Here is a 10,597-nt window from a genome sequence, read left to right on the forward strand (position 1 = left end):
CGGCTCCGGGGAAGAGGGCGGGGTGACCGTCGAAGCGGCGATCACCCTCGCCGCGCTGGTGTCGGTTCTCGTGCTCTGTCTCGGTGCGGTGCTGTGCGTTTCGCATCAGTTCCGCTGCCAGGACGCGGCGCGGGAGGCCGCCCGGCTGGCTGCGCGCGGTGACGAGGCGCGGGCGGTCGAGACGGCCGCCCGGGTCGCGCCGCCGAACGCGCGGATCACGCTGCGCGAGGACGGGGATCTCGTCGTCGCGGTGGTGTCGGTGGCGGGGCCGTTGCTGCCGCTGGCGACGCTGACCGCCGAGGCCGTCGCGGTCCGCGAACCGGAACCGGTGCCGTGAGTGCACTGCGGGACGACCGGGGCAGCGCCACGATCGTCGGGTGTTTCCTCATGGCCGCGCTCGTCGTCGTGACCGCGACGCTGGTGCACATCGGGTCGGCCGTGGCGTCGCGGCATCGGGCGCAGGCGGCGGCCGATCTGGCGGCGCTGGCCGTCGCGGTCGCCCTCGACCGGGGGAGCGGCCGGGCGTGCGAGCAGGCCGAACGGATCGCCACGCGCATGCGGGTCCGGGTGCGGGAGTGCTCGGTCGACGGGTGGGACGCGGTCGTCGAGGTCGCCGCGGAGGTGACGTCGGCGCTCCCGGCTAAGGGGGAGGCGGTGGCGATCGCGCGGGCCGGTCCGGCCGGTCAGGGCTCGTCCGCGAGCGCGGTGAGGACCGCACCGAGCAGCGCGATCGCCCCGGCTTTGTCGAGCGGGTCGTTGCCGTTGCCGCACTTGGGGGAGTAGACGCACGACGGGCAGCCGGTGGCGCATTCGCAGGCGAGGACCGCGTCGCGGGTGGCGGTGAGCCATCGGGTGATCCGGCTGTGCCCGCGCTCGGCGAACCCGGCGCCGCCGGGGTGCCCGTCGTACACGAACACGGTCGGCAGCCCGGTGTCGGCGTGCAGTGCGGTGGACACCCCGCCGATGTCGCCGCGGTCGCAGGTCGCGACGAGCGGGAGCAGGCCGATGGCCGCGTGCTCGGCGGCGTGCAGTGCACCGGGGACGCGTTCGGCTCCGATCCCGGCGCGCTCGAGCAGTTCGGGTGTGACGGTGTACATCACGGCCCGGGTCGGCAGGGTCTGCGGCGGCATGTCCAGGGGAATCTGGTCCAGGACCTCACCGGAGGGGAGGCGCCGCAGATAACCGATCACCTGATGCGTCACCTCCACCCGCGCGAACGTGACGGTGACGTCGCCCGCGGTGCGCTGTTCGTCGACGGAGGTGATGGTGATGTCGGTCAGTTCCCGGGCGAACGTGGACCATTCGGGGTCCTCCGCGTGCACGAGGGCCACGCCGTCGTCGAGGTACAGCTCGTCGACGACGAACGATTCGCCCTGGTGCAGGTGCACCGCGCCCGGATGCACGGTCGCGGGAGCGCGGCCGGCGTCGACGGTGCCGAGCATCCGGCCGGTGTCGGCCTCGACGATCGCGATCTGGCTGCCGATCCCGCCGCGGATGTCGAGGCCGGCGTGCGGGTCGGTGTCGGGGGTGACGAACCAGCCGTGCGGGCGCCGGCGGATCAGGCCCTGCGCGGCGAGGTCGGCGAGCACGTCCTCCGCCCCGAACTCGGCGACCTCCGCGTCGGTGAGCGGCGCCTCCAGCGCGGCACACAGCAGTTGCGGACCCAGCACGTACGGATTCGCCGGATCGGTGACGGTCGCCTCGACGGGTGTGCCGAGCAGCGCCTGCGGATGATGCACGAGATAGGTGTCGAGCGGGTCGTCGCGGGCGACGAGCACCACCAGCGACCCGGCGCCGCGCCGGCCGGCACGGCCACCCTGCTGCCGGAACGACGCGACCGTCCCGGGGAAACCGGCGACGACGACCGCGTCGAGCCCGGCGATGTCGACGCCGAGCTCGAGCGCGTTGGTGGTCGCGACGCCGAGCAGGCGACCGTCGGCGAGGGCCGCCTCGAGCTCGCGGCGGTCCTCGGCCAGGTATCCGGCGCGGTAGGCGGCGACCCGGTCGACCAGGTCCGGGGCGGAGGCGGCGAGCAGTCGGCGCGCGGCGATCGCGGTCGATTCGGCGCCGTGCCGGGACCGCACGAACGCGAGCGTGCGGGCTCCTTCCACGACGAGATCGGCGAGCAGGCGCGCGGCTTCGCTGCCGGCGGCGCGGCGCACGGGTGCACCGTGTTCCCCGGTGACGTCGGTGAGCAGCGGTGGTTCCCACAGGGCGACGGTGCGCGGACCGGACGGGGAGCAGTCCTCGGTCACCTCCCGGCAGGGCGCACCGATCAACCGGGACGCGGCCGCACCCGGCTCCGCCGTCGTCGCCGAGGCCAGCACGAACACCGGATGCGCGCCGTAGTGCGCCGCGATCCGCCGCAGCCGCCGCAGGATCAGGGCGACGTGGGAGCCGAACACGCCGCGATAGGCGTGGCACTCGTCGACGACGACGTACCGCAGCCGTTTGAAGAACCGGCTCCAGCGGCCGTGGCCGGGAAGCAGACCGAGATGCAGCATGTCGGGGTTGGTGAAGATCCAGCGCGAGTGGGCACGGGCCCACTGGCGGAGTTCGGTCGAGGTGTCGCCGTCGTAGGAACACGGGCGCACGCTCGCCAGAGCCGGATCCGCGCAGGTCAGCTCCGTGGCCGCGCGCAACTGGTCGGCGCCGAGCGCTTTCGTCGGCGACAGGTACAGAGCCGTCGCGTGGGGATCCTCGCTCAGGGCGGTGAGCACCGGCAGTTGGTAGGTGAGAGATTTTCCCGACGCGGTTCCGGTGGACAGCACGACGTGGCTGCCTTCCGCGGCGAGGGTCGCGGCGACGGCCTGGTGTTTCCAGGGCCGGTCGATTCCGCACTCGCGCATCACGCGCACCACCGGTTCGGCGACCCAGTCCGGCCACTCGCTGTGGATCGCCTTGCGCGCGGGAAGCTGCGCGGTGTGGGTGAGCGGGTGCTCGCTCGCGGGGGTGCCCTCGAGGATCCGGTCGAGCAGTTCGTCACCGAAACCCACGGTCGCGTCGGGGGACGGACGGTGGTGCGGGGTGGTCACGGTGTGCTCCGAGGGTCGGGTGGGGCCGATGTTCAGCGTAGGCCCAACGGTCCTGGTTCGGTCGGGGTGGTGGGTCGTTCCGGGCAGTAGTATCGACAACAAAAGGTCGGCAAATTTCCCGCGTGCTGTAACAAGATCAGAAATTCGGGCGATTTGTACGCCCTCCCACTGTTGTGCGCGCCGGGTTCGTGGTTGACTGACACCGGTCGCAGCTTCTGTGTTCGTTGACTTGAGAAAGTGCACGCTCGCAGGATCGAGGTTGCGAGCGCGGTGCTTCGCTCTTCCACATGGGGGGATCAAGAAAGTACAGCGGTCGGAACCGGCCCGGTGGACCGCGCACCCGGCGGCCCACCGAATCCGGTGTTAGGAAAGAGAAGGAAAAGCATGGCACAGGGCACTGTGAAGTGGTTCAACGCGGAGAAGGGCTTCGGCTTCATCGCTCCCGAAGACGGCTCCGCCGACGTGTTCGTCCACTACTCCGAGATCCAGGGCTCCGGCTTCCGCACCCTGGAGGAGAACCAGCGAGTCGAGTTCGAGGTGGGCCAGGGCACCAAGGGCCCGCAGGCCACCGGTGTGCGCGCTCTCTGATAGTTCGCAGCGCGAACTACCAGGTGGATCTCGGTCCTCACGGATCGAAGCCTGAATTCGTCCCCTGTCACCGTCGGTGATGGGGGACGATCCATTTCTGTGCACGACCGATTCGTGCACGACCGGTCGCGCGACGCGCGGCGTGCTGAATGGGGAGGTGCCCGTGGTGGGACAACTGTCGATCTTCGGCGCCGAAACCGTACCGCCCGCGCTCACCGACCTCAGCGGACTGCTCGCCGCGCAGGGACAGGTGGTCGTGTCCGCCGGCAAGGCGCGCATCTCCGTGGTGGTCGACGAACGCTGGCGCGCCGACGCGATCGCCGAGCTGATGACGCAGGCCGGCCTCACGCCCGAGACCACCACCACCGACGAGGGACGCCCCCTCGTCCGGAGCGCCGCTGTCGAGGACCTCGTCCCGCTCGCCACGCAGTGGACCCGCGGAGCCGTCAAGGCCGTGCCGCCGGGCTGGGTGCCCAGGTCGCGGGCGCTGCGCGCGTGGGTGCTGGCCGCCGGCCGGATGGAGGTGGACGGCGAGCGGTACGTGCTGGGACTCGACCCGCACGCACCCGACACCCATCCGGTGCTCGCCCAGTCGCTGATGAGGGCCGGGATCGCTCCGACCCTGATCGGTACACGCGGCACCGGACCGGGACTGCGGGTGTCCGGCCGCAGGCGTCTGACCAGGCTCGGAGAGAACATCGGCGAGCCCCCGGACGACCCCTCCGCGCGGTCGATGTGGCCCCACGTGACGGGCGACGATTTCGACAGGTGACGAGTCGGTCGCCGGTCATGTGCGACCCTGTGTGTGGCCGCGTCGGGGGGACGGGTCGGTATACATGTCCTTGAAGAAGCAGGCATGTCGACAACTAGGGAAGGTGCGGGCGGCACGGTGGCAGCACGGGACAAGAGCACGTCGGACGGCTCGTCGGGCACTCGTCGGCTCGTCATCGTCGAGTCTCCGACCAAGGCGAAGAAGATCGCGCCGTACCTCGGACGGGGCTACGTCGTCGAGGCGTCGGTCGGTCACATCCGGGACCTGCCGCGCGGCGCGGCCGACGTCCCGGCCAAGTACAAGGGTGAGCCGTGGGCCCGCCTCGGCGTGAACGTCGACCAGGACTTCGAAGCGCTGTACGTGGTCAGCCCGGAGAAGAAGTCCAAGGTCGCCGAGCTCAAGAGCCTCCTCAAGGACGCCGACGAGCTGTACCTCGCCACCGACCCCGACCGTGAGGGCGAGGCCATCGCCTGGCACCTGCTCGAAACGCTCAAGCCGAAGGTCCCGGTTCGCCGGATGGTCTTCCACGAGATCACCGAGCCCGCCATCCGGGCGGCCGCGGAGAACACCCGCGATCTCGACATCGACCTGGTCGACGCGCAGGAAACCCGCCGCATCCTCGACCGCCTGTACGGCTACGAGGTCAGCCCGGTGCTGTGGAAGAAGGTCATGCCGCGGCTGTCGGCGGGCCGCGTGCAGTCCGTCGCGACCCGCGTCATCGTGCAGCGCGAACGCGAGCGCATGGCGTTCACGTCCGCCGAGTACTGGGACATCGCTGCGACCCTCGACGCCGGCGCCGACGCCAGCCCCCGATCGTTCGGGGCGCGGCTGGTCGGTGTCGACGGAAGCCGCGTCGCGGTCGGCCGCGACTTCGGCCCGGACGGTCAGCTCAAGTCCACCGGGGTCGCGGTGCTCGACGAGGCCCGCGCGCGGGCCCTGGCCGCCGCGCTCGAAGGCGCGGCGCTGGCCGTCACCTCCGCCGAATCCAAGCCGTACACCCGCAAGCCGTACGCACCGTTCATGACGTCGACGCTGCAGCAGGAAGCGGGCCGCAAGCTGAGGTTCTCGTCCGAACGGACGATGCGCATCGCGCAGCGGCTGTACGAGAACGGCTACATCACCTACATGCGTACCGACTCGACGACGCTGTCGGAGTCGGCCATCGCCGCGGCTCGGGCCCAGGCCACCCAGCTGTACGGTGCCGAGTACGTCAGCCCGAGCCCGCGGCAGTACACCCGCAAGGTCAAGAACGCGCAGGAAGCGCACGAGGCGATCCGTCCCGCCGGCGACGTGTTCGCGACGCCCGGCGAACTGCACTCGCGCCTGGACACCGACGAGTTCAAGCTCTACGAGCTGATCTGGCAGCGCACCGTCGCCTCGCAGATGGCGGACGCACGCGGCACCACGCTGACGCTGCGGATCGCCGGTACCGCCGCGACCGGTGAGGAATGCGTGTTCTCGGCGTCCGGCCGGACCATCACGTTCGCCGGCTTCCTCAAGGCCTACGTCGAAAGCGTCGACGAGGAGGCCGGTGGCCAGTCCGACGACGCCGAGTCCCGGCTGCCGAACCTCAGCGAGGGGCAGTCCGTCACCGCGACGAAGCTCGACCCGGACGGACACTCGACGAACCCGCCCGCCCGCTACACCGAGGCCAGCCTGATCAAGGCCCTCGAAGACCTCGGGATCGGCCGTCCGTCGACGTACGCGTCGATCATCAAGACGATCCTGGACCGCGGCTACGTCTACAAACGCGGCAGCGCACTCGTGCCGTCGTGGGTGGCCTTCGCGGTGATCGGCCTCCTCGAAGCGCACTTCGGGCAGCTCGTCGACTACGACTTCACGGCCGGGATGGAAGATGACCTCGACGAGATCGCGTCCGGTCACGAGCACCGCAACGCCTGGCTGTCGAGCTTCTACTTCGGTGGCGAGCGGGGTGCCCAGGGATCCGTCGCCCGCGAGGGTGGCCTCAAGAAGATGGTCGGGGAGAACCTCGAGGAGATCGACGCCCGCGAGATCAACTCGATCCGCCTGTTCGACGACTCCGAAGGCCGCGAGATCCGCGTGCGCGTCGGCCGCTTCGGTCCGTACCTCGAGCGGATGGTCGTCGACCCGGCCAACCCGGACGGTGAGCTGATCTCGCAGCGCGCGAACCTGCCCGACGACCTGCCGCCGGACGAGCTGACCCGCGAATACGCGGAGAAGTTGTTCGCGACGCCGCAGGAGGGCCGCAGCCTCGGCATCGACCCCGTCACCGGCAACGAGATCGTCGCCCGGGAAGGTCGCTTCGGCCCCTACGTGACCGAGCTGCTGCCGGAACCGCCGGCCGAAGCCGAGGAGCCGGAGCCCGCGGTCACGCCGATCCCGGTCGACGAGATCGAGTCCGGCGGCACCGCGACGAAGACCGCGAAGAAGACCGCCGCGAAGAAGGCGCCGGCCAAGAAGGCCGCGAAGAAGGCCACCGGGCCGAAGCCGCGCACGGCGTCGCTGCTCAAGTCGATGGACCTGTCGACGGTCACGCTCGACGATGCCCTCCGGTTGCTGTCGCTGCCGCGGGTGGTGGGCGTCGACCCCGAGACGGGTGAGGAGATCACGGCGCAGAACGGCCGCTACGGCCCGTACCTGAAGAAGGGCACGGACTCGCGGTCGCTCGCGACGGAGGAACAGATGTTCACCGTCACCCTCGACGAAGCGCTGAAGATCTACGCCGAACCCAAGCGGCGTGGACGGCAGGCCGCGGCGACCCCGCCGCTGCGTGAGCTCGGCATCGACCCGGTCAGCGAGAAGCCGATGGTCATCAAGGACGGCCGGTTCGGCCCGTACGTCACCGACGGTGAAACCAACGCGAGCCTGCGCAAGGGCGACGAGGTCGCGACGATCACCGACGAGCGTGCCTCCGAACTGCTCGCCGACCGTCGTGCCCGCGGCCCGGCCAAGAAGGCGACGAAGAAGGCCGCGGCCAAGAAGACCCCGGCCAAGAAGACGGCGGCGAAGAAGACCGCCGCCAAGAAGACGACCGCCAAGAAGACGACCGCCAAGAAGACGGCAGCCAAGAAGGCCGCCGAGTAGGGGTGACGGGCCCGCGGGGCCGTCGTATCCTCGCGGCGTGTACCGCGAGCAGGCGTCGGGTGTCGCAGGCGTGATCCTGTGGTCCGCGTCGCGCGCGGCTGCGGGGTCCCACGTGCTGCCGGACGGGTGCATGGACCTGATCTGGCACGAGGACGGATTCCTCGTCGCGGGACCGGACACCCGGGCACACCACTCGGACCTGGGGACCCTCCGGTCGCTGACCGCGTTGCGCTGCGCACCCGGAATCGGCCCGGCCCTGTTCGGCGTCGACGCGTGCGAACTGCGTGACCAGCGCGTTCCCCTCGACCAGGTGTGGTCGTCGGCGCAGGTCCGGCGGCTCTCCGATGCTGCGCACGTCGCGCCCGCGGCCGCCCTCGTCGCGCTCGCCCGCACGCAACTCGCCGACGCCGACCTCCGAATCGATGTGGCCGTCGCGGGAATGCTCGCGGCGGGAGAGTCCGTCGCGGACACCGCGGCGGCGATCGGGTGGAGCGACCGGCAGCTGCATCGCCGCGCGTTGCGGACCTTCGGATACGGGCCGAAGACGCTGGCCCGGGTTCTGAGATTCCGGACCGCCGTAGACCTGGCCCGGGCCGGCGGCGGCTTCGCGAGGATCGCGGCCGACTGCGGTTACTCCGATCAGGCCCACCTCGCGCGTGAGGTGCGTGCCCTGTGCGGAACGACTCTCACCGACCTCGCCGGATAGTCACGACAGCGCGGCCGGTTACGACAGCGCGGCGAAGAGGTCGATCGAGTGCCCGTCCGGGTCCTGGACCAGGGCGTAGCGCTGTCCCCAGAAGGCATCCCACGGGGCCTTCACCTCGGTGCAGGACGCCGACAGCAACGCCTTGTACGTGGCATCGACGCCGTCCGGGCTGCCGCAGTCGAAGGCGAGGGACGCGCCGCCGGTGCCGGGCGTGAATTCGGGATGGAACGACCGGACGGACTCGACGGTGTCCCACAGCAGACGCAGACCGCCGGGCAGTGTCACCTCGAAGTGCGGGCTGTCCGGCGGTTCCGTCGGTAGGTCGAGGCCGAGGAGTCGATAGCAGTCGAAGGAGCGGACGAGGTCGGACACCACGAGTCCGACGGCAGACAGGTGCGGAGTCATGATCCGAACCTAGGCAGAGCGGGTTCGGGTGTCTTGCAGATTTCGGACAGCAGCGGGAGCGGGATCGTCGGTGCCTGCCGCTACGCTGCGCTGCATGGGTGTCTTCGATCGTCTCGTCGGTCAACGCGACGTCGAGACGGACCTGATCGCTGCCGCGATCGCGGCCCGCAACGGCGACACGGGATCGGCGATGACCCACTCGTGGCTGTTCACCGGGCCTCCCGGGTCGGGGCGGTCGGTCGCGGCACTGTGTTTCGCCGCGGCACTCCAGTGCACCGACCCCGGCGAACCCGGCTGCGGACACTGCCATGCCTGCACGACGACGATGGCCGGCACCCACGGTGACGTGCGCCGGGTCGTACCCGAGGGCCTGACCATCAGCGTCAAGTCCATGCGCGAGATCGTTCAGACCGCGTCGCGCCGGCCGAGCACGGGACGTTGGCAGATCGTCGTCGTCGAAGACGCCGACCGGCTCACCGAGGGTGCTGCGAACGCGCTCCTCAAGGTCGTCGAGGAACCACCGCAGCGCACCGTCTTCCTGCTGTGCGCGCCCTCGGTCGATCCCCAGGACATCTCCGTCACGCTGCGCTCACGCTGCCGCCACATCGGACTCGTGACGCCCAGCGTCGAATCGATCGCCCGGGTGCTGCGCGACGTCGACGGGATCGACGAGCGCGCGGCACAGTGGGCCGCATCCGTCAGCGGCGGTCACGTCGGCCGCGCCCGGCGCCTGGCGACCGACGAGTCCGCGCGTGCCAACCGCACCCGCGCACTCGACGTGGCCAAGGCGGTCCTGCACCCGGCCACCACCTACGCCGATGCCGAGGACCTGGTCCAGCGCGCGCAGGCCGAGGCCAAGGAGATCACCGGATCGATCGACGAACGGGAAACCGAGGAGCTGAGGACGGCACTGGGGGCGGGCGGCACCGGAAAGGGAACCGCGGGAGCCCTGCGTGGGTCGGCCGGTGTCCTCAAGGCGCTCGCGGACAAACAGAAGGTGCGCCTGACCCGAACCGAGCGCGACATCATGGACCGGGCACTGATCGACCTCGCCGGGCTGTATCGTGACGCGCTCGCGGCCGCGTTCGGCGCCACCACCACACCGAACCATCCGGACATGGCCGAGCGTGTCCGCGACCTCGCGTCCCGCACCTCCCCGGAATCACTGCTGACCTGTATCGAATCGATCCTCGAGTGCCGCGAGGCGCTCGCGCAGAACGTCAAACCGCGTTTCGCGGTCGCTGCGATGGCGGCCAGGTTGAGCTCCGCGTTCCGCTGATCTACGTGCAGGTTTGCATCCTCCGGGGGGTGGTCGGCTACACTTCGGACGCCGAATGGCTCGCTGCCTTAGCTCAGTCGGTAGAGCATTTCACTCGTAATGAAAAGGTCGTCGGTTCGATTCCGACAGGCAGCTCAGAAGGGGAAGGCCCCTCACCGGGAACACGGTGAGGGGCCTTCCTCGTTCCTGCCCATCCGCATCGGACCAGCCCACACACATCGTCGGAAACAGGGACGATGGAAGCATGGCCATGGAAATCTTCTCCCTGATCGTCATCATCGGGGCCCTCGCCGTCGTCCTCCCGATGGCGATACGTGTGTTCCGACGACACGACGACGAGTAGCCGGAACGCAGTGCTCGACAACCGGTCGCGGGGCGCTCATGCTCGTTATATGAGCGAGTCGCTGAAGGAACGAGTGCGCGAAAAGATACTCCGGCAGCGCATCGAGGACGGCGGACGTCCGCTCGGGGACGCCGAAGGCGACAACCCCCGGCTCGTCGATATCAGCTATGACCTCGCGCTGCTGGATCAGGCATCGGAGGACGACGACGTGGTCCAACAGCTCGCCGTCAAGTACTGGGTGCCCTGACCTCTTCTCGACGCCTGAACCACCCCGAAACCGTCGTTGACCTGGTGATTTGGTGTTCTGCGTAGCCTTCGCGTAACTTATTCCAGGTCAGAGCGACACGGACACCGACCCGGACCGGAAGGTACGGGAAACGAGGTTGGACGAAGGCGCCTGCGA

Annotated in this window: 9 protein-coding genes, 1 tRNA gene and 1 pseudogene; 9 read left to right on the forward strand and 2 right to left on the reverse strand. The window is 70.0% G+C overall.

Annotation, left to right across the window (positions count from 1 at the left end; translation table 11 throughout):
• Positions 1-22 precede the first annotated feature (22 nt).
• Complete coding sequence (locus ACWDTS_RS25005) at positions 23-337, forward strand: TadE family type IV pilus minor pilin (protein ID WP_450119228.1); 315 nt, start codon at positions 23-25, stop codon at positions 335-337.
• Positions 334-681 (forward strand): annotated as a pseudogene (locus tag ACWDTS_RS25010) (Rv3654c family TadE-like protein); the annotation flags it as partial. The gene ACWDTS_RS25005 and the pseudogene ACWDTS_RS25010, both read left to right, overlap by 4 nt.
• Before the next feature lie 2 nt (positions 682-683).
• On the opposite strand, the gene ACWDTS_RS25015 reads toward ACWDTS_RS25010, so the two are convergent.
• Positions 684-3,035 carry a DEAD/DEAH box helicase gene (locus ACWDTS_RS25015; protein WP_450119229.1) on the reverse strand — a complete coding sequence of 784 codons (2,352 nt, stop codon included), beginning with the start codon at positions 3,033-3,035 and terminating at the stop codon, positions 684-686.
• A gap of 384 nt (positions 3,036-3,419) precedes the next feature.
• Between ACWDTS_RS25015 and ACWDTS_RS25020 the strand changes: the two genes are divergently transcribed.
• From ACWDTS_RS25020 to ACWDTS_RS25035, 4 genes are all read left to right on the forward strand, one after another.
• Positions 3,420-3,623, forward strand: coding sequence for a cold-shock protein (locus ACWDTS_RS25020; protein ID WP_003935252.1), 204 nt, complete (start codon positions 3,420-3,422; stop codon positions 3,621-3,623).
• 166 nt (positions 3,624-3,789) lie between these two features.
• Positions 3,790-4,395: a hypothetical protein gene (locus ACWDTS_RS25025; RefSeq protein ID WP_450119230.1), complete on the forward strand. Its 606-nt coding sequence runs from the start codon at positions 3,790-3,792 to the stop codon at positions 4,393-4,395.
• A gap of 117 nt (positions 4,396-4,512) precedes the next feature.
• Positions 4,513-7,461 (forward strand): type I DNA topoisomerase, encoded by a 2,949-nt coding sequence (gene topA, locus ACWDTS_RS25030; RefSeq protein WP_450119233.1) that lies wholly within the window; start codon positions 4,513-4,515, stop codon positions 7,459-7,461.
• Positions 7,462-7,498: 37 nt separating this feature from the next.
• Positions 7,499-8,167: a helix-turn-helix domain-containing protein gene (locus ACWDTS_RS25035; protein ID WP_197256816.1), complete on the forward strand. Its 669-nt coding sequence runs from the start codon at positions 7,499-7,501 to the stop codon at positions 8,165-8,167.
• A gap of 18 nt (positions 8,168-8,185) precedes the next feature.
• On the opposite strand, the gene ACWDTS_RS25040 is transcribed toward ACWDTS_RS25035, so the two are convergent.
• A complete protein-coding gene (locus tag ACWDTS_RS25040) occupies positions 8,186-8,572 on the reverse strand; it encodes a VOC family protein (RefSeq protein WP_197256814.1) in 387 nt (128 codons plus the stop codon).
• A gap of 94 nt (positions 8,573-8,666) precedes the next feature.
• Here ACWDTS_RS25040 and ACWDTS_RS25045 point away from each other — a divergent pair, with 94 nt between their 5' ends.
• From ACWDTS_RS25045 to ACWDTS_RS25055, 3 genes are all read left to right on the forward strand, one after another.
• On the forward strand, positions 8,667-9,851 hold the full coding sequence (locus ACWDTS_RS25045) for a DNA polymerase III subunit delta' (protein ID WP_248675950.1): 1,185 nt from the start codon (positions 8,667-8,669) through the stop codon (positions 9,849-9,851).
• Between the two features lie 62 nt (positions 9,852-9,913).
• Positions 9,914-9,986: transfer RNA gene (locus ACWDTS_RS25050), tRNA-Thr, on the forward strand.
• A 257-nt stretch (positions 9,987-10,243) separates the two neighbouring features.
• Positions 10,244-10,441 carry a hypothetical protein gene (locus tag ACWDTS_RS25055; protein WP_197256812.1) on the forward strand — a complete coding sequence of 66 codons (198 nt, stop codon included), beginning with the start codon at positions 10,244-10,246 and terminating at the stop codon, positions 10,439-10,441.
• Positions 10,442-10,597: the final 156 nt, after the last annotated feature.

The organism is Rhodococcus sp. NPDC003383 (assembly GCF_053589115.1).

Excerpts from the sequence above, each read along its gene's own strand:
- ACWDTS_RS25020 (WP_003935252.1), top strand. The coding sequence starts at position 3,420 with ATGGCACAGGGCACTGTGAAGTGGTTCAACGCGGAGAAGGGCTTCGGC.
- ACWDTS_RS25040 (WP_197256814.1), bottom strand. The coding sequence starts at position 8,572 with ATGACTCCGCACCTGTCTGCCGTCGGACTCGTGGTGTCCGACCTCGTC.
- ACWDTS_RS25045 (WP_248675950.1), top strand. The coding sequence starts at position 8,667 with ATGGGTGTCTTCGATCGTCTCGTCGGTCAACGCGACGTCGAGACGGAC.
- ACWDTS_RS25055 (WP_197256812.1), top strand. The coding sequence starts at position 10,244 with ATGAGCGAGTCGCTGAAGGAACGAGTGCGCGAAAAGATACTCCGGCAG.